This window comes from Alloactinosynnema sp. L-07 (genome assembly GCF_900070365.1).
Taxonomy (GTDB): domain Bacteria; phylum Actinomycetota; class Actinomycetes; order Mycobacteriales; family Pseudonocardiaceae; genus Actinokineospora.
This window is the reverse complement of the sequence record NZ_LN850107.1, coordinates 3,358,416-3,375,742: the sequence shown is the minus strand read 5'-3', so window position 1 is coordinate 3,375,742 and position 17,327 is coordinate 3,358,416. Positions and strand designations below refer to the sequence as shown.

The following is a 17,327-nucleotide window of genomic DNA, read 5'->3' as shown; positions in this document are numbered from 1 at the left end:
GCGAGCCGGGCCGGGCGCCAGCTCCCCATGACCCTCTACACCCGGGACCCGGAAGGCCGCATCACCGAGGAAAAAACTGTCGACCAGCAGTGGGCCACCGGCTCCCACCGATGGGTGAAGCGCACGTACGACGCCGACGACAACATCACCTCGCTGGTCCAGAAGTCACCGCAGGGCGTCACCGAACGGCAGATCGACTACACCTACGACCCACTGGGCCGCGAGCTCACCTCGACCCAGCACGACGGCGCCGCCCGCCACCTCACCCGCACGACGCGAGACCAGCGGGGCCTGGCACTGAGCACAACCGACGCCAGGGGCAACGTCACCACCTACCGCTACGACGCGACCGGACAGCGCACCAAGGTCACCCAGCCGCAGGTTCAGGTCGAGACCAACGGCGCCGCAGCGACCGCCGCAGCCCCGACGATGTCCATCGGGTTCAACACCTTCGGGGAACTGACCGAGTCCGTCGACGCCAACGGCAACCGCACCACCACCGCACTCGACAAGCTGGGGCGGACTGCATCGGTCACACAACCTGCCTACACCCGTCCCGACACCGGCGCCGCGGTCGGCGGGCAGATCCAGTTCGCCTACGACGGCATGGGGCGAGTTCTCGAGTGGACCGACGCGGCGGGCGCCAAGACGACATTCGGCTACGACCAACTCGGCAACCAGACCCGACGTACCGATCCTCTTCTGCCCGGAAACAGCCAGCCGGGAGTGTGGACGGCCACCTACGACCCGCTGGGTGAGCAGCTGACCACCATCGACCCGACCGGTGCCACCAAGGCCTTCACCTACGACGAACTCGGCCGCAAGATCACCGAAACCGTCGTCGAGCGTATTCCGGCCCCGACCAGGAACCTCACGACCCGCTACCGCTACAACGACTTCGGTGGTCTGGCGGCCGTCACCACCCCGGACAACCGGGTCACGACCTTCGACAACGACGGCCTCGGCAGGCCGCTGACCACCATCGACGCCGCCGGCAAGAGCACCAAGTTCACCTACGACGGCTTCGACCGCATCACCTCGTCCATCGACCCCCTCGGCAACAAGGTCACCTACGGATACGACGGAGCCGGAAGAGTCAAGACCCGCACCGAACTAAACCCCGCCGGTCAAACCCAGCGGACGCGGTCGGTCACCTACGACCCGGTCGGCAACCAGCTCACCGCCACCGACGGAGCCGGTGTCACCACGACGAACACCTACGACGCGCTCAACCGACTGCGCTCGGTGAGCCAGCCGATCGCCGCGGGCCAGGCCATCACCACAAGCTGGGGATACGACCCGGCCGGGCACGTCACCCGCGTGACCGACGGCAACGGCAACCGCACCACCTACACCATCAACAGCCGCGGCCGCACCGAGTCCACCGTCGAGCCCTCGACCGCGGCGACCTCAGCGTTGTCCAACCGCACCTACACCGCGTCCTACGACGCCGAAGGCAGGCTGGTCACGATGGCCAAGCCCGCCGGCGTAACCGTGACCAGCAGCTACGACCCGCTGGGCAACATGGTGCGCCAGACCGGCAGCGGCACCGTCGCCCCGACCGCGGACCGCGTGTTCGGCCGCGACCTGCTGGGCAGGCTGGTGTCCGCCTCCGCCCCCACGGGCACCAACACCTACACCTACGACGACCGCGGCCACCTGGTCAACGCCAACGGCCCCGGCGGAACCTCGGCCTTCGCCTTCGGCGGAGACGGCCAGAAATCCTCGGCGACCACCACCGCGGGCACCACCACCTACACCTACGACACCGCGGGCAGGCTCGCCACCGCGATCGACCCCCTCAGCGGCACCACATCGACATACGGATACGACGACGCCAGCCGACTCACCAGCATCGGCTACGGCGCGGGCAAGGCCACCCGCACCTACGGCTACGACGACCTCAACCGCCTCGCCGCCGACACCACCAAGGACCCCGCCGGCGCCGTCACCGCCTCAATCGCCTACACCTACGACACCGCCGACCGGCTGACCGGCAAGACCGTCACCGGCCTGGCCGGAGCCGCCGTCAATACCTACGGCTACGACCAGGCAGGTCGGCTGACGTCGTGGAACAACGGCACCACCACCACCGACTACGGCTGGGACGGCGCGGGCAACCGCACCCGCGACGGACCGACCACCTCCACCTACGACGAACGCAACCGCCTACTCGCCCGCGGCGACACCACATACACCTACAAGTCGCGCGGCGTGCTCGCCTCCAGCACAACAAACGGAACCACCACCGCGCTCGCGTTCAACGCCTTCGACGAACTCGCCAGCGAGGCAACAGCCACCTACCAATACGACGGCCTCGGACGGCTCGCCACCCGCACCGGCACCGCCCTCACCTACGCCGGAGCCAGCCAAGACATCACCGGCGACGGCACCGGCACCTACACCTACCTGCCCAACGGCACCCCGCTCGGCGTTCGCCAAGGCAGCCTCACCGGCCTAGCCCTCACCGACCGGCACACCGACCTCGTCGGCGTCGTCGACCCCGCAACGGGAGCGCCCGCCGCGTCGCGCGCATACGACCCGTTCGGCCAGCAGATCGCCACCACCGGAACACAACCCGCACTCGGCTTCCAACACCAATACACCGACCCCACAACGGGCTCGGTCAACATGGGAGCCCGCTGGTACCGGCCCACCAACGGCGGCTTCGGCTCACGCGACACCGCGATGCTCGACCCGCGAGACCTGGCCAACGCCAACCGCCACGGCTACGCGGGCGGTGATCCGCTTGGACGGACCGACCCGACAGGTCACTACGCGTGCGCTGTGGCACTGGCCGGAGGCCCAGCCGCCCCGGCTTTGGCTGGCGCCTGCGTCGCTGGACACCTGATCGCTTTCGGATTGACCTTCATCGCGCAGGAGGCCGCGCAGGAGGCGATGACCGGTGGCAGCCTCAGGGGACAGCGGACACCGTGGCCCCGTCCAGATGCGAAGTCCAATCCCCGAGATGATGGGCCGTCGTGCCGCACCGACTGTTGGCGACCGCCTGCCCCGCCGAACACCCCGCCGAACCCGCCTGGCCCGTGGACCCCGCCAGGGCCTGCGCCGGGCAAGCGCAAACCGGCGTCCGGCGGTGGTGGCTCCGGTGGCGGTGGCGGTCATCGCACCGTGCAGGCGGACGAGAACAAGCTGCGGGCAATCCTCAACGCGCTCACCCCGCACACCAAGCCGGGCGCGACGATGTCGATTGCCGAATCGGTCGCTGACGGGATCGCGGACATTGAGGATGAAGTGCTGGTCGCTCTGGGTCTCCTCGACCCGACACCGACAGAGATCTTCGATCCCCAGGAAGAAGCCGAGTCGGCTGGACGCCCCCGATTCGATGTCGACCAGCGCAAACAGACCAGCCACTGCGAGTCCGACGCCAACGGCGAATACTTCAACAACGGCCGGGAATGCTTCTACCGAGCGATGAGCGCCAAAGAATTCTCCCGCCTCCTAGGCAACGGCAGACTTCAGCTGCAGGAAAATAGGACCGAGCTGTTCACCACCCGTAATCAGGAGTATTCGGCTGGATATCTCGGTTCCGGCTCCGCGGGGAAGAAGTACACGGTTCTGGTGGAGTTCGAGCTACACGGTGGTTCCACCAAGGCCATGTATGACCCCAATGTGGCCCGGCGTGGCGATATCCCGGACGGGCCGCGACGTGGATGGCACGACGAATACTTGGGCCTTGGGTCGGTTGCCGGCGCTGATGGACGTTCCGACATACTGCATGTCAAGGCAGAGAACCCCGCGGTGTCGTACGGTTTCCGTAAGCTTACGATCGACCAGTACTTCAATTCGAATGTCGTGAGTGCACGTGTGATTGGAGGCGTTGGGTGAGTAATCCGAGCGGGGAGTTGGACGAGATCTTCCGCGCCACCCATTTCCTCGTCGATGCAGCGGAGTCAATCCGGGCGGTCATGGGAGCTGAGCCAGCCATTGTCGCTCGCCTCGTTGAGGCATGGAATGCCAACGACTGGCGGACCTTCGAGCGCTACACGTATGCCGCCATTGTGCGCCCGTCGGAGGGGGTGGTCGAGGTGCTATGTGAGGCTTTGCTGGCCTATCGGTCGGGCATCGATGAATCACCATATTCACACACGTTGGTTACCGAGGCGTTGGGTGCTACTCGTTCCCCCGCTGCCGTGTCTGCCCTGGCGGATGCCCTGTGGTTGGGATGGCCCACGTGGGATGAGTGGGCCGTCGCCGGGTACGCGACGGCTCTGTGCTTGATCGACGATGATGCTGCTAGAACGCATCTCACCCGGGCGGCAGTGCTACATAGATCACTGGTGCGCGAGATCGCCGTCGCACATTTCGGCATCGAGCCATATTGGGACTATGTAGACGATCTGCCGGGCAGGTACGGTCCCGCCGAGTTCCCGGCGCTTGTCTTGAACGGTATCGGCCCCCATCCGGAACTGGCCGAGATGCAGAGGAAGATCGCGCGGGTGCCCGGGAACACGGGATCGCGGCTGCGGGTCGACCTTGTCGTGTCCGCCGCGGACGGATGGACGAGCCCTATCGCTGAGCCGACGCTCGGGGTCGACTTGATCGACGGAGAGCACCGTCTGCTGGTCATCGCGTTCCCGCCATCGCCGAACGAGCCCCTGCTCGACCAGATCCGCGAGACGTTGAGGTCTCTCGGCAGTTTTGATACGCAACTGGAAGTTCTCGCGCACCTGGGATGAGTTGAGATGGAGAGGACGCGGCAGGAAGGATCGGCTGCGGTGCCTCGCGCTGGACCTCCACCGCCTGTCAGCGGAGGTCGGCGACGCGGGCGCATTACAGGCTCCCCACCACTCCCAGGTTGGTGGCGAAGAGCCGGTAAACCGGCGAAGTCCCGTATTCGAGGGTGATGAGTTCGACCCGAACCGGGTCGGCCCGACATGGCATGAAGCGCCGGGGCCAGGTGCGCGATGCTTGATCGCATGACGATCGAGCCACGGAACCCGACGGGGTCCAAGGACGGCGAGCAGCAGCCGGTGCGGTACACCGTGCTCTCGCCGAGGGCGATCGCCGGCTGGGCGGTGTCGATCGTGGCGGTCGGCGTCGGGGTGGCGGTGTGGCTGCTGTTGGCCTACACCGGCGGCGACACCGAGGCGAACCGGGTACAGCTGGACGCCATCCGCACCGCGGGCACCATCGTGGTCGGCACCGGCGGCGCGGCGGCGCTGCTGCTGGCCGCCCGACGCCAGCGCACCGCGGAGATCGCACTCAAACAGAAGGACCGCGACCTAGCCGACGTCGCCCGCGCCTACGCCTTGCAGGAACGCATCGCCTTGGTCAGCGAGCACGATGCGGAAGCCCGCCGGATCACCGACATGTATGCCAAAGCCGTCGAGCAGCTCGGCTCGGACAAGGCGCCGGTCCGCCTCGGCGGTCTCTATGCCCTGGAGCGCTTGGCCCAAGGCAACGAGTCGCAGCGGCAGACCATCGTCAACGTGCTGTGCTCCTACCTGCGCATGCCATTTACGCTGCCGGGCGATCCGCCCGCAGCCGATGCTGATCCCGAGCAGCGCAGAGACTACCGCGACCTTGTCCAGGACCGCGAGGTTCGCCTTGCCGCGCAACGCATCCTGACGCACCACCTACGTCCCGGCGGCAACCGCGACCACACGGTCGATACGTTCTGGACCGATATCGATCTTGAACTCTCCAGCGCCGCTCTCATCCACTTTCCCTTGCTGGGTGCGCCGTTCGCGCTGCCTTCTTCGGCGAGGCCACCTTCATCGGCGACGCCCAGTTCGACGGGGCTGCCTTCACCGGCGACGCCTGGTTCCGCAAGACCGTGTTCACCGGTAACACTTGGTTCGGCGACGCCACCTTCACCGACGCCGCCCGATTCGATGGGGCAACTTTCCCGAGCACCCGCTGGGTCGACCGCACGACGTCGTCGCCGTGGACGACCTTCGCAGGCGCGCGATTCGAAGGGGGTGTGCCGCCGAAGGTGGCCCAGTTCGCGTCGCCATCGGCGAATGAGGCCGAGTCGCCCGCCGGAGACTGATCAACTGGTGAGGTCACGTATTCAACTGTCGCGAGTTTGCACGCGGTGCCGGTCTATGAGGACTGTGCCGATGTCTCGCCCTCGATGCCGTCAGCGCGGAGCCGCGCCGGTGATGAACCAGGCGTTGAGGCGCATCGGGTAGCCCTCGGACGTCTTCAGTGCCGCCATCTCCCGGAACGCGGCGGCGCGGAGGGTGGCCACGGCTCGCTCGTCGAGCTGTTCCAGGATTCCCCGCAGGCTGAACGACCAATGCCAGTCCCACCACTGCTGTTCGCTGGCGAAGACGATGTCGCTCTCGTCGTGGTGGGAACGCAGGTCGGCGAAACCGGCGTCGGCGAACAGCTCGATCACGTCTTCGGCCCGGTCGAATGGCCTGCGCAATGGCCTGCGCCGCGGTGTCCCGGCGGCGGCGAACAGTTCGTCCTCCCACGTCCACCTGTCGTCGTCTTCCGCCCAGGTGGACACCGCGAGACGACCGCCCGGCCGCAGCACTCGGCGGAACTCGGCCGCGGCGCGGTCGGGATGGGGCAGGAAGAAGAGCACGAAGGCTGCGGTCAGCGCGTCGAAACTCGCGTCGGGGAACGCGAGCCGCTCGCCGTCCATGACCAGCAGCTGAAACCCGTCGACACCGGCCGCGCGAAGCTCCGCCGAGGCGAGCTCGATCATGGCAGGGGAAAGGTCGATCCCGGTCAATGGCCCCGCCGTCTCCGCGGCCGCGAGCATCACCGCGCCCCGACCGCAGGCGACGTCGAGCAGCCGGGATCCTGGCGCGATACCGGCCAGTTCCACCAGCCGTCGCGCGAAACGCTCGTGGTAGGCGCCGCCGACCCGGTCGTAGGTGGGTGAGGCACGGTCGAACACCCCGGCCAGCCAGGACTTGTGCTCGTCCACGCGACAAGGTTACGACCGTGACAACCGCGAGGGACGAGTCAGATCGAGACCGCGGTGCTCGGCGGCCTGACAGACCGATCCCGCGATGGCGGGCGAATCGTGCGTCGGACGCACGAAAGCTAACCGAGCCTCAGGTCCCCGGCCTGCCGGCAGCCGTCACGCGATCAGGCACACCTGGATCGGGGGAGTCGTCGCGGGCAGCCCCACCTGCAGGCCGGAGCGGGAATACCTCGGCTGTGATGAGTTGTCGCGTCCAACGCAACTCATCACGTTTACCGGGTGATAATCCGCTGTATCACCCGGTCCAGTCGGTGCCCGCCGCTACCGTGCCCGGCATGATCGACGAGACCGCGCGCCCGCACCCGCTCGCCCCATTCCCACTTTGGCCGAGCGCGAGTCCGGGCTGCTGCCGCCGCCGGAGTACTTCGTCGACGTTCCCCGGCACATGGAGCGCCCGCTCGCGCAGTGGGTCAACCTGATCGCGCTTAACCACGGCGGCCTAGCCCAGCGGGTGCTGTCGAACTTGCTGCGCTGCACCCACTGCGGACCTCGGTCCAGGCAGAACGTCAGCGCGGCGCGGATGCCGTCCAGGCCTGCGACCTGCAGTTGAAGCGCGACGTCGCGGCTGAGCCGCAGCTGGGCGCGGGTGGCTGGGGAGAACAGTCCCAACCAGGTGTCGTCGTGCACGGCCAGACCGAGCCCGGCGCCCATCAGCAGCACCGCACAGTGGTCGTTGACGTCGCGCACGCCGCGGCCCATGCCCTGCTCGATGCGCTGCACGTCGCGGGCTCGTCGGGTAGGGCTGTCGTGGAGAGCGGACGCTTCTCGGCGCTCGACGGCGTCCAGCGGCCGCGGGATGCCGTCGATCACCAGCAGTTCACACGCGGTGCCGGGGAGGTCGACGCCGTCGTACTTGTTGACCAGCACGACCAGGCCGACATGCCCGGCGACGAGTTCGGCGACGCCCTTCTCCAGGTCCTTCACGTAGTGCACGCGATCAGCCAGGGGGCGCCAGAGGTTGGCCTTGGCAGTGCTGGGGACGAGCACGACCACGTTGACGCGCCGGGCGTCCATGACGCCGTCGGCGTCGCGGTCGCCGAGCGAGAAGTCTTTGGCCAGCTTGCGCACGGCCTGGTCGTCGAGTTTCGAGTTGATCTCGACCGGCGCTAGCACAAGGCGGTCGCCGAGGTCGGCCGCGCTGCCTGGAGCAGCAGGCTGCCACGCGCTGCTAGGTCTGCCCGACGGGACATCCGAGCAAGCCGTCGTGACCACCGCGCCGACCATGGGCGTCCGAGTCAACGGACTCGCCCACTACCGGTTCCCGCAAGCCGGCGCGGAAACCGAGCCGCAACCGCCCGCCCTCGTACTCGGATTCGGCAACGTCAACGAACCCCAGATCCGGAACGGTATCCGCACCATCGCCAAAGCCGTCCGACACCAGACCACACCCTGACAACGACATCGCCCCGCCGCATCGTCACCCTCCTCGCATGCTCCGAGGACCGCGCAACGAGCGCGAGCGATCACCACCGACCCGCACCACCACTCACCCGTGGTGCCACGGCGCGATCTAGGTACATCTGGCAACGCCCCAACACCCGCCATCCGATCATCGGCTACTTGAGCGTGCGTTCGGTCGCGCGGTCAGCGGCGTGTGCTTGGCCGCAGGTGTGCCGATCCCGGTCAGCGGCGGCCGGTGGCCAGGATGACGAGGAACTGGCCGCCACCCGCCTCGATGGCGGCGGTCACCGGCAGCCCCGGTACCAGTCGGGAAAACCGGTCCACCAGCCAATCCGCCGCCTCTTGGGCGTCCTGCTTGGTCGGACAACGGGCCACCATCTCCCGGCCCCCCTTGCGCTCCAGCCTCCCGGCAACAGTGATCAGCGGCGCGGGCTCGACCACGTGCAGGCGATCCGGCCAGGCGATGACCACCTTGACCGCGCCCTTGCGCGTATTGCACCCCCGGTGCGCGAGCCGCTCGGCGACTTTGGCCTTCCGGTCGGCGGTCCGACTGTCGACACTGGGCCCTCGCGGGTCGTTCACCGACATGTCTGGGTCGACCGGCTCGTCACACACCCAGCACCGCCAACCATCGCGCTCGGCCACATCATCAAGGACACTCACCCAGGCAACCTAACCTGCCCGGCCGCCGCCCCGAGCACCCCACCCGTCGGGTGATCCCAACGATCTCACGCTCACGCGTGATCCGCTCGACCGCTTGTGGTCATCGCGGGTAAGTCCGTCCGCGACGGTGGTGGAAAGAGCAAGCGAAGCCGCCGTCAGATAGCGCACGACGTGTTCACGGTCGCGGTTCTGCGAGAGCACCTGGCACGACTCGACCAGCAGAAGCGCGACTTTGGGGACGGATATCACGACGATGGCCTGGTCTTCTCCGGGGAGGACGGTCGACCGATCTACCCGGACACGATCAGCGAGAGGTTCAACCGCCTGGTGGACAAGGCGGGACTGCCGCTGATCACGCTGCACGGCCTTCGACACAGCTACGCCACCATCGCTCTTCGCTCTGGCGTCCATCCGAAGATCGTCAGTTCCCGACTGGGCCATGCCACGGTGGCGTTCATTCTGGACACCTACTCCGAGGACGTGCCCGACCTCGACCGCGACCCGGCGGAGAGCATCAGCGGGCTCTTCGTGTCGCCGCCGCCAGATGATCAGACGGTCCCTGGATCGCCCTGATAGCTACAGCTCTAGCTACCAGCAGCCCGTTGTGGGCTTACTCGCCATGCTCCGAAAACGCCACAAAGCCCTGACCGTGCTGGTCAGGGCTTTGTGGCGTTCTGTGGACCTTGTCACGGCTTATCACAACTTCGGGACCACGCTGGATCGCGAGTTGCCGCACCGTGGGGGTCTGGGGGGGCTCGGCCCCCCCCAGAGATGACGACGGGCGAGCCGGTTCACGCTTTCCGTGAACACGACTCGCCCGAGTCTGTGGGCGATACTGGGATCGAACCAGTGACCCCTTCGGTGTGAACGAAGTGCTCTCCCGCTGAGCTAATCGCCCGTCGCGGCCGGGGCCGCGTCGTTGGGGGAACTCTACAGGGTGGGTCCGATCATGTGAAAATCGGGGATCGCAGCCAGGGCCAGTCGATCCCGAACCAGCCCGCGATCAGGCCGAATCCGTTCAGCAGCCAGATGGTGGCCACGACGATCACCGCGGTCAGCAGCAGGATGAGGATGCGGACGGCGAGGTGTTGGCGGCCCAGCCAGTCGGTCCAGGCGTCGTATTTGCCGCGGGCGTAGCGCAGGAGGCGGTGGGCCCAGGTGAACTCGACGGCGAGGATGGCCAGGCCCGCGAAGACGACGAGCCAGCCGGGGCCGGGGTAGGGGATCATCACGATGCCCGCGGCGAGCACGATGCCGCCGACGACGCCCACCCCGACCCTCCAGATCATTCGGGTGGTGGCGTTGCGGTCGGCCCAATCGGGGCGCATGGCGCCGTTCTCGCGGGTGTCACTGGTCACGGGGACCGCCCTTCGCCCATTTGCACCATTGTGCTGCGCCCGTCGCCGGTTGGCATGGTGACGGCCGTGACCTGCGTCAACGTGGTTCTTGCCACAGTGTTTCGGTCAGCCGCAGGTCAGCCTCACATTTCCAATCTGGGAAATGTCAGCACGCCAACAATCAGGTGTCGGCCGCTACCAGGTTGGCCGAAAACCAGCCACTATGGAGGAGCCTCGCGATAGTTCGTGACAGAACGAAGCGGCATGACTGCCCAGCGCGCACGGGAGTGGCCCAGACGGGTGAAGAAAGTCCGTCAGGCGTCCTAATCGGCGAGTTGGGGCGTCACATTGTGCGGGACTCAGTCGTTCGACTGGGAAGGGAGCAGAAGGGTAGCGACGATGCGAAACGATCACGTCACGCTGCGGTCGACGGCGGTGTTCGACCTCTTGGCACCGAGGACCCCCGCGGTCCCGGTGAAGGTCGAACTGCGCTACGACACCCGTGACCCGTACGCCGTCGTCGCCGCGTTCCGGACCGGCCGGGCCGGGTGGGTCGAGTGGGTGTTCGCCCGCGATCTGCTCGCCGACGGCCTCATCGCCGAGGCGGGCGACGGCGATGTCCGCATCCGCCCCGCCGTGGACGACCCCGAGGTCGTCGTGATCGAGCTGAGCTCCCCCTCCGGCCACGCCGTGTTCGAGGCGTCCGCGCAGGAGCTCGCCGACTTCCTCGACCGCACCTACGACGTCGTCGTCCCGGGCAACGAACACCTCTGGGTCGACGTCGACGAGGCGCTCACGCACTTGATCTCCACCGACCTGACCTGAGGGAACAGGCCTAAGGGGACCCCCGATTTGGAGCGTCGGACGGGGGTCGGATAGAGTTCCTCTCGTACCACAGCGGAGGGAAACGAGGCGCCAACAAGGGCCTAGGACTCCCGAAACTCTGGGACTGCGGACGTAGCGCAGCTGGTAGCGCATCACCTTGCCAAGGTGAGGGTCGCGAGTTCGAATCTCGTCGTCCGCTCGGAAGTCGATCGGCCTCTGTGCCGGCCTCGAGTTTCTATTCGAGAAGTGACGGAGCGCCGAGCCTCGGAATTCTGTCATGGCGGAGTGGCCGAGTGGCTTAGGCAAGGGCCTGCAAAGCCCTGTACACGGGTTCGATTCCCGTCTCCGCCTCGGGCGATTAGCTCAGTGGGAGAGCACTACCTTGACACGGTAGGGGTCACTGGTTCAATCCCAGTATCGCCCACCACGCGTTTACGCTGGTCAGACGGCCTGTCGGTGATCTTCACCGGCGGGCCGTTCGGCATTTCTGGGAGCAATTTGGGAGCAGACGATCTTGACCACATCTCGGTTTGGGTAGAGGTCGCGCCCGGCTTGCTCCCACCGCTGCTGGAGTGCGGCGAGAAGGGTAGTGGTCATCACGTCGGTGACGTGGGAGTAGATCCCGCGAACCCCTTGTTTGCTGTGGCCAAGTCGGGCGTCTTGGAGGACGTCAGGGATGTTGTCTTCGATCATCCATGTCTTGTGGCTGTGGCGTAGGTCGTGAAAGTGCAGCCCGGTCAGGATCGGGTCCCACCCACGCAGGTGGTCACCGCCGACGGCGGGCAGCCAGGCGCGACGCCGAAGTTGCAGCGTCGGTGGTAGCCGCCGTCCGGGGACGGAAACACCGTCGGCCCGTGCCGCTGTTCCCGCCACGCGCGGAGCAGGTCAACGAGAAACGGTGGCAGGTGGATGGGCCGGACGCTTGCCGGTGTCTTCGGCGTACCGAGCGTCAGGCTCCCGCCGACCTCGTGCAATGCGCCCTGCTTCGGGTCGACCTTGATGAGTGGGGTGGGGGCGTCGAGGAGGACGTGCTTCCAGGCCAGCCCTGCCAGTTCGCCCCACCGCATGCCGGTATAGGCGGCGGTGACGGCCATCAGCCCATCACAGGCCCGCATCCTGCCCGCGATGGCCAGGACTTGGGCCGGGGTGGCGTGACTACTTCTGCCAGATCTTTGGGACTGGCGTTGAGGTTGGTCACCAGCACGCTGTCGTCGGACAGGGTTGCGGTCAGGTAGACACGGCCCGAGCGGGCCTGCGCCGCGGTCCAGCACCACCAGGAGGTCGGGGCCACCGCGTGCCCAGTCCACCGTCATGCCACCAGTACACCAAATGGTCTGCTCCACAGGTCCCTCACTGGACCTTCCGACTGGACCGCATCGGCCCCAAGGTCGATGCCGTGAACCTCGGAATCCTCCTGGCGCTCTCGTCAGCTCTCGCGTATGGCGCGGCGGACTACATCGGCGGCGTCGGCTCGCGCAGGCACTCCTCGTGGCAGATCGTCCTGGCTGGCTGGTCTGGATCGGAGTGCTCGCCGCACTTCCGGGATCTGGCTGGTCTCCCGCGAGACCACGTCGGATCGACCGGCGCGGACGCGGGAAGCCTCATCGATGGCACCATCGCGGGCGTGGGATTCGGGGTTCTCTTCGTCGCACTCGTCCAAGTTGCCGCCATGGCTCTCGGCTGAGCCAGGACAAGAACAGAGGAGACTCCATGTTGACGCAGGTTGCTGAGGGTGTGCTGGTCCACCAGAGCGAGTTGCTCCGGAACAACGCCGTTGTCGTGCAAGGCCGGGCAGGCGTGTTGCTGATCGACCCCGGGATCCGGGGCGATGAAATGGTCTGCCTGGCGAATGACCTTCGTGAGCTTGGCCGTTCCGTAGTAGCAGGGTTCTCGACGCATCCTGATTGGGATCACGTGCTCTGGCATCCCGAACTCGGCGACGCGCCTCGGTACGGTACCGCCCGCTGTGCGGCTGCCATGCGAGATCTGCTGGCGAACGCGGACTGGAAGGCCCGCGTCTCCGCGGGGCTGCCGCCGGAGATCGCCGAGGAGACACCGCTGGACCTGTTCGGCCTCATCACCGGTCTGCCCGCCGGAACCACGCGGATTCCTTGGGATGGCCCCCAAGTGCGCATAATCGAGCATCCGGCGCATTCCCCCGGCCACGCGGCACTGCTGATCGAAGAACGCAGGGTCCTCGTCGCAGGCGACATGCTCTCCGATGTCTTCATCCCGATGCTCGACGACGTGAACAGCACCAACAACCCGATCGAGGACTACCTCGTGGGGCTGCGACTACTCGAAGCCGTCGCGGGCGACGTCGATGTCGTCATCCCGGGTCACGGATCCGTCGGCAGAGCCGATCAGCTAAGCGCACGGATCGAACAGGACCGCGCGTACGTACATGCCTTGCGCGACAGGGAAGTTCGCGACGACCCACGGATCTCATCGGCCGAGCCTGGCTGGGAATGGGTCAGCGACATTCACGAAGGGCAACGCCTGCGCTTCGCCCCGGCAAGCGGGCGCGACGAGACGCCCGGCTAACGAATCCCTTGAATGGCCAGGGGTGTGTTAGTGGTAGCGGATCACGTGGGTGGCCAGGACGTCGTCCACGTCCAGTTCGGCCGCCTGGCCCGTGATGCCGTCGACCAGCAGGAGGCCGGTGTCGGTGGAAGCGGCGTTGGCGAGCATGCCGACCGACTCGCGTCCGCGTCGGTCCCGTCGGCGCAGCCACAGCAGCGCCCGCGCGCCGACGGGGAGCATCGCCAGCTCGACTAGAGCGGACCGCACGTCCGGATGCGTCGACGCGGACAGCACGGGGCCGAGCTGTGGCATCGTCGCGGCGAACCAGCTCGCCTCGCCCGAGCCAGGGGACGGGACCGCGTCGCACTCGCCGTTGTCCCATCGCTCCAACCATTGCCACGGTCGGGCGTTGGGCAGGCCGAACGGCGCGCGAGCGTCCTTCGGGACCACCAGTGCCCCGTCCAGCGTCTGGTCGCGCCAGTCGCCCCGCTCGACGTACCGCGCGGCGGCGCACGCGAACAGCCAGCCACGGCGCGACTCGTCCTGCGGCGCCGGGTCGATCAGCACCAGGTCGTCGCCGGGCCGCAGGATCAGCCAGGCCCTGGCCTTGGCGACGGCCGACGGGAAGTCCGGGGCGGCCGCCCGCCACGGCGCGGGCGTGGCGGCCGGACGGGGACGGTGCGAGAGCGCAAGGACGAGGTCGCGCAGGTTCTCGGTCTCCAGTTCGGCGAGTCCGCCTCGTTGGCCGTCCAATATGACCACAGCCCCGTCAGCGACGTGCGCGTGCACCAGGTTGCCGGTGATCAGCTGCCCGCGCAGCTCCCGGCGCACCCAGATCGCGCCCCGCGCGTCGGGCCCGGCCGACGCCATCGCCCCGATCACGGTGTCCCAACTGTCGAATGTGGACACCGCGGAGGACGGGAAGTGCTTTTCCACCAAGCGGTCCCACCAGCCGGGTGACTCGTGGTCGGGGTGCCATGGGACGGCGGAGGCGGTGCCGCCGTCGATGGCGGCGTCCACCGCGACGAGGTAGCCGCGGGCGTTGGTGCGGCGCGCCTGGAGAGCGGGGGAGCGGGCGGCGAGGTCGTCGGCCAGGTCTGACCAGGGGTTCGCGGTGGCCGGGTGGAACGGGCTCGCCCCGGATCGGGGGACCGCGACTGCGGCGGTGAGCAGTGGGGTGGCTGCCGGGTCGAGCGGGTGGCAAGCGAACGCGACGGCACCGGCCGTCTCCGCCACCGGTTGCGGATCGGCCAGCCCGACCCGCCCGCCGTGCACGTGGTCGAGCCAGGCGATGGCGGCACGCACGGCGATGAGGTCGTTCACGGGTGGGTGACCATGAGGCTCAGCAGCCGAACGCCCGTTGGCTCCAACTCGGCCAGCGTGCCCAGCTGCGCGTCGACGTAGACGACACCGTCGCCGGTCCGCAAGACGTTGATGACGTGCGAGGTGCCGTCTGTGCGTTCGATGGAGACGATGCCGCGGCCGCCGACCGGCAACGCGTCCACCGTCGCGGTGATGGTGTTCCACCTGGTGCCTGCGTTCTGCCGCGGGGTGCCGATGACCTCCCAATCCCGGCCGTACAGCTGTGCGACGGTGTCCTCCTGGACCATGTTCGGGCGTCGCCTCGCGACCTCGGGCGTGCCCCGCCGCATCATGCGTTCGAAAGCGACCGCTGCGCGCGCGCAGTTGGTTCTTGCCCAGCGCAGGTTCTGCTGGTAGGCCTGTGCGTTGATCCCTTCCAGGTGGGGGAAGATCTTCCTGAGGTAGTCGGCGGCCGTTGCCTCAGGCATGGTCCCGGCGTGGATCGCCGGTGTGGTGCTCGGCGGTCTGGCGGTCGGCGGTCTTGCGGTCGGTCGGCGGGCGCCGAGGCGGGGCGAGGTCTTCTTTGGGGCGAGCTTGGCGATCACCTGGTCGTACACGTCGATCAGCGCGGGCACCTTGGCGCGCAGCGTCGCGAACGACCGGGAGAGCTTGGCGACCAGTTCGGAGATCACGCCGGTGACGCGGAAGATCTCCGCGATCGCGGTGCGGACCGCCTGGGTCGCACCGAACGGGCCGGTGAGGACCACCCACCCGATGGACTGCACGAGCCAGCTCACCAGGCCGGCGATCAGCTCGCGGACAGTGGCCCGAACCGCTCCGACGACGGCGGCGATCAGGGTGGCCTGCCCGCTCGCGGTGGCGCACAGCGTGGACGCCTCGCGCAGGCCGGTGACGTGCTCGGCGATCTGCGCCCGGTAGGTCGCGGCCGCGTCGCCGGTCCACTGCGCCAGGTCGGTGGAAACAGCCTTCTCGATGTCCTCGGCAGTGGAGGCCAGCAGGCCGGACACGTTCTTCCAGGTCGCCGCGTGCGCCTCGATGACCGGCGGGTTCCCGCCGAGCCAGTCGAGGAACCGCTTGGCCGGTTCGAGTCGCTCCATCAACCACGACGCCGCCCACCGGATGACCGTGCCGATCGGGTCGAACCAGGTGGAGACCGCCTCGGCGGCCAGACCGACCGTGCCCAGGCCGGTCTGGACCCAGCTGCCGTTGTCGAACCCCTCGGCGATCGTGTCCAGTGCCTCGATGGGACCGATGCCGGTGAACCACGACACCCCGGCGTCAGGCTGGGCGACCAGCGGGTTCGGCGCCGGGGGGATGGGGGCCGTCACGGCTGGATCCGGTTGAACGCCTCGGCGCGGCGGTCCTCGACCGCCGCGTACTGCTCGTCGACCTCGGTCAGGATCGCGCGAATCTCCTCCACCCGGGCGATCGCGTTGCGCACCGCGCTGATCCCGCGCTCATGCACGGAGCCGGTGAACCAGCCGGGCAACCCGACCTGGCTCGCGAGCACCCCGAACGCGTCCTCCGGAACGCCCTGGGCGTTGGCCGCGTCCTGGGCCGCGTCCAGCTTGCCGCAAATGGCGCGCACCTTGTCCGCGTGCGCGCGCAGGGTGTCCTCGGTGACGCTGTACCCGTCGGCCATCAGAGGTGTTCCCACCGGATCGGGCCGTCACCGGGATCGTCGGGGGGATCGGGTCGGGTGCCCCGCGATCGCGGCTGCGGGGCCTCGGTGCCGCCCGTTTCACCCTCCGCGTCGTCGGGGCGGGCGAACTGGGCACGGAACTGCTCGGCCAGGCCGCGGCTCATCGGGTCGTCGCCCATGGTTTCCGCCGCGGTTTCGGCGAGCCGGTCGGCCAATGTCTGCTGCGCGCGGCGGATGCAGGCCAGCACAGCGGGCCCGATCTGATCGGTGCGCAGGGTTTCGAGGCGGTCGTTGGTGATGATCTCGACGACCTGGCCCACGGCGTCGCAGGTGACTTTGAGCCCGCCGTCGGCGGCGGTCTCGGTGACCCGGAGCGCGGCCGCGGCCTGCTGCATCCGGTCGAATTTCGCGGCGTGGTCGGCGAGTTCACGCTGCCAGCGTTCGAGGCCGTCGGCCACCTGGTCGGGATCGCCGAGCCGCAGAATGCGGCTCACGTCGTCGCTGAACACCGGCTGCCCCCAAATCCCCGTCGAAGCCGATCTTCATCTGATCCTAGCTGTGGAGGGCCGGATGAAGATCGCCTTGACGGATGGTTCGACTAGGCCGGATGGCAGGGGAGATGCGGCCGACGGACCGCAACTTGCCCATG

Annotated in this window: 18 protein-coding genes and 4 tRNA genes; 11 read left to right on the top strand and 11 right to left on the bottom strand. The window is 67.9% G+C overall.

The features are described from left to right. Positions 1–27: 27 nt before the first annotated feature. The 3 genes from BN1701_RS14900 (at position 28) to BN1701_RS36445 (ending at position 6,013) form a co-directional block, all read left to right on the top strand. Complete coding sequence (locus BN1701_RS14900; RefSeq protein ID WP_054049313.1) at positions 28–3,846, top strand: RHS repeat-associated core domain-containing protein; 3,819 nt, start codon at positions 28–30, stop codon at positions 3,844–3,846. Further along, on the top strand, positions 3,843–4,697 hold the full coding sequence (locus BN1701_RS14895) for a hypothetical protein (protein WP_054049311.1): 855 nt from the start codon (positions 3,843–3,845) through the stop codon (positions 4,695–4,697). The genes BN1701_RS14900 and BN1701_RS14895 overlap by 4 nt, the downstream gene beginning before the upstream one ends. Before the next feature lie 1,040 nt (positions 4,698–5,737). Further along, on the top strand, positions 5,738–6,013 hold the full coding sequence (locus BN1701_RS36445) for a pentapeptide repeat-containing protein (RefSeq protein WP_172803413.1): 276 nt from the start codon (positions 5,738–5,740) through the stop codon (positions 6,011–6,013). Between the two features lie 90 nt (positions 6,014–6,103). Here BN1701_RS36445 and BN1701_RS14880 read toward each other — a convergent pair whose 3' ends face one another. Together BN1701_RS14880 and BN1701_RS14875 are read right to left on the bottom strand one after the other, a co-directional pair. After that, positions 6,104–6,904 carry a class I SAM-dependent methyltransferase gene (locus BN1701_RS14880; protein ID WP_054049305.1) on the bottom strand — a complete coding sequence of 267 codons (801 nt, stop codon included), beginning with the start codon at positions 6,902–6,904 and terminating at the stop codon, positions 6,104–6,106. Positions 6,905–7,225: 321 nt separating this feature from the next. Further along, the gene (locus tag BN1701_RS14875; RefSeq protein ID WP_197672094.1) at positions 7,226–8,176 is read right to left on the bottom strand and encodes a helicase C-terminal domain-containing protein; all 951 of its coding nucleotides are present in this window, start codon (positions 8,174–8,176) and stop codon (positions 7,226–7,228) included. Between BN1701_RS14875 and BN1701_RS35555 the strand changes: the two genes are divergently transcribed. Next, positions 8,169–8,357, top strand: coding sequence for a hypothetical protein (locus tag BN1701_RS35555; protein WP_054049301.1), 189 nt, complete (start codon positions 8,169–8,171; stop codon positions 8,355–8,357). The genes BN1701_RS14875 and BN1701_RS35555 overlap by 8 nt on opposite strands. Positions 8,358–8,587: 230 nt before the next feature. Here BN1701_RS35555 and BN1701_RS14865 read toward each other — a convergent pair whose 3' ends face one another. Further along, complete coding sequence (locus BN1701_RS14865; protein WP_054049299.1) at positions 8,588–9,028, bottom strand: hypothetical protein; 441 nt, start codon at positions 9,026–9,028, stop codon at positions 8,588–8,590. Between the two features lie 171 nt (positions 9,029–9,199). Between BN1701_RS14865 and BN1701_RS14860 the strand changes: the two genes are divergently transcribed. After that, complete coding sequence (locus BN1701_RS14860; RefSeq protein ID WP_172803254.1) at positions 9,200–9,601, top strand: tyrosine-type recombinase/integrase; 402 nt, start codon at positions 9,200–9,202, stop codon at positions 9,599–9,601. 253 nt (positions 9,602–9,854) lie between these two features. Here the strand turns inward: BN1701_RS14860 and BN1701_RS14855 are convergent. Both BN1701_RS14855 and BN1701_RS14850 read right to left on the bottom strand, forming a co-directional pair. Continuing rightward, positions 9,855–9,926: transfer RNA gene (locus BN1701_RS14855), tRNA-Val, on the bottom strand. Positions 9,927–9,975: 49 nt separating this feature from the next. Continuing rightward, on the bottom strand, positions 9,976–10,386 hold the full coding sequence (locus BN1701_RS14850) for a TIGR02611 family protein (RefSeq protein WP_054049295.1): 411 nt from the start codon (positions 10,384–10,386) through the stop codon (positions 9,976–9,978). Between the two features lie 378 nt (positions 10,387–10,764). Here BN1701_RS14850 and BN1701_RS14845 point away from each other — a divergent pair, with 378 nt between their 5' ends. The 4 genes from BN1701_RS14845 to BN1701_RS14830 all read left to right on the top strand — a co-directional run bounded on the left by BN1701_RS14845 (position 10,765) and on the right by BN1701_RS14830 (position 11,617). After that, entirely contained in the window at positions 10,765–11,190 is a 426-nt protein-coding gene (locus tag BN1701_RS14845) for an SsgA family sporulation/cell division regulator (protein ID WP_018687187.1), read from the top strand. 126 nt (positions 11,191–11,316) lie between these two features. Next, positions 11,317–11,389: transfer RNA gene (locus tag BN1701_RS14840), tRNA-Gly, on the top strand. 80 nt (positions 11,390–11,469) lie between these two features. Then, positions 11,470–11,541, top strand: a tRNA-Cys gene (locus BN1701_RS14835). Position 11,542: 1 nt separating this feature from the next. Beyond that, positions 11,543–11,617 (top strand) — tRNA-Val (locus BN1701_RS14830). A 14-nt stretch (positions 11,618–11,631) separates the two neighbouring features. On the opposite strand, the gene BN1701_RS35550 is transcribed toward BN1701_RS14830, so the two are convergent. Both BN1701_RS35550 and BN1701_RS14825 read right to left on the bottom strand, forming a co-directional pair. Beyond that, entirely contained in the window at positions 11,632–11,883 is a 252-nt protein-coding gene (locus BN1701_RS35550; protein ID WP_157367987.1) for a hypothetical protein, read from the bottom strand. A 44-nt stretch (positions 11,884–11,927) separates the two neighbouring features. Then, positions 11,928–12,284, bottom strand: a complete 357-nt coding sequence (locus BN1701_RS14825; RefSeq protein WP_054049293.1) for a hypothetical protein — start codon at positions 12,282–12,284, stop codon at positions 11,928–11,930. A 302-nt stretch (positions 12,285–12,586) separates the two neighbouring features. On the opposite strand from BN1701_RS14825, the gene BN1701_RS14820 reads away from it, so the two are divergent. Beyond that, entirely contained in the window at positions 12,587–12,874 is a 288-nt protein-coding gene (locus tag BN1701_RS14820; RefSeq protein WP_054049291.1) for a hypothetical protein, read from the top strand. A gap of 26 nt (positions 12,875–12,900) precedes the next feature. Further along, positions 12,901–13,734, top strand: a complete 834-nt coding sequence (locus tag BN1701_RS14815; RefSeq protein WP_054049289.1) for an MBL fold metallo-hydrolase — start codon at positions 12,901–12,903, stop codon at positions 13,732–13,734. A gap of 27 nt (positions 13,735–13,761) precedes the next feature. On the opposite strand, the gene BN1701_RS14810 is transcribed toward BN1701_RS14815, so the two are convergent. Genes BN1701_RS14810 through BN1701_RS14795 form a run of 4 tightly spaced genes read right to left on the bottom strand, consistent with a single transcriptional unit; the run spans position 13,762 to position 17,187 of the window. Then, positions 13,762–15,036, bottom strand: coding sequence for a YrhB domain-containing protein (locus BN1701_RS14810; RefSeq protein WP_067520728.1), 1,275 nt, complete (start codon positions 15,034–15,036; stop codon positions 13,762–13,764). Next, on the bottom strand, positions 15,033–16,364 hold the full coding sequence (locus BN1701_RS14805) for a toxin glutamine deamidase domain-containing protein (RefSeq protein WP_054049287.1): 1,332 nt from the start codon (positions 16,362–16,364) through the stop codon (positions 15,033–15,035). Before BN1701_RS14805 ends, BN1701_RS14810 begins: the two co-directional genes overlap by 4 nt. After that, complete coding sequence (locus BN1701_RS14800; RefSeq protein ID WP_054049285.1) at positions 16,361–16,678, bottom strand: hypothetical protein; 318 nt, start codon at positions 16,676–16,678, stop codon at positions 16,361–16,363. Before BN1701_RS14800 ends, BN1701_RS14805 begins: the two co-directional genes overlap by 4 nt. Further along, on the bottom strand, positions 16,678–17,187 hold the full coding sequence (locus BN1701_RS14795) for a YbaB/EbfC family nucleoid-associated protein (RefSeq protein WP_054049283.1): 510 nt from the start codon (positions 17,185–17,187) through the stop codon (positions 16,678–16,680). The genes BN1701_RS14800 and BN1701_RS14795 overlap by 1 nt, the downstream gene beginning before the upstream one ends. Positions 17,188–17,327: the final 140 nt, after the last annotated feature.

Bases quoted from the DNA above. Each gene is read 5' to 3' on its own strand.
- BN1701_RS14900 (WP_054049313.1), top strand. From the start codon at position 28: ATGACCCTCTACACCCGGGACCCGGAAGGCCGCATCACCGAGGAAAAA.
- BN1701_RS14845 (WP_018687187.1), top strand. From the start codon at position 10,765: ATGCGAAACGATCACGTCACGCTGCGGTCGACGGCGGTGTTCGACCTC.
- BN1701_RS35550 (WP_157367987.1), bottom strand. From the start codon at position 11,883: ATGATCGAAGACAACATCCCTGACGTCCTCCAAGACGCCCGACTTGGC.
- BN1701_RS14825 (WP_054049293.1), bottom strand. From the start codon at position 12,284: ATGGCCGTCACCGCCGCCTATACCGGCATGCGGTGGGGCGAACTGGCA.
- BN1701_RS14815 (WP_054049289.1), top strand. From the start codon at position 12,901: ATGTTGACGCAGGTTGCTGAGGGTGTGCTGGTCCACCAGAGCGAGTTG.
- BN1701_RS14800 (WP_054049285.1), bottom strand. From the start codon at position 16,678: ATGGCCGACGGGTACAGCGTCACCGAGGACACCCTGCGCGCGCACGCG.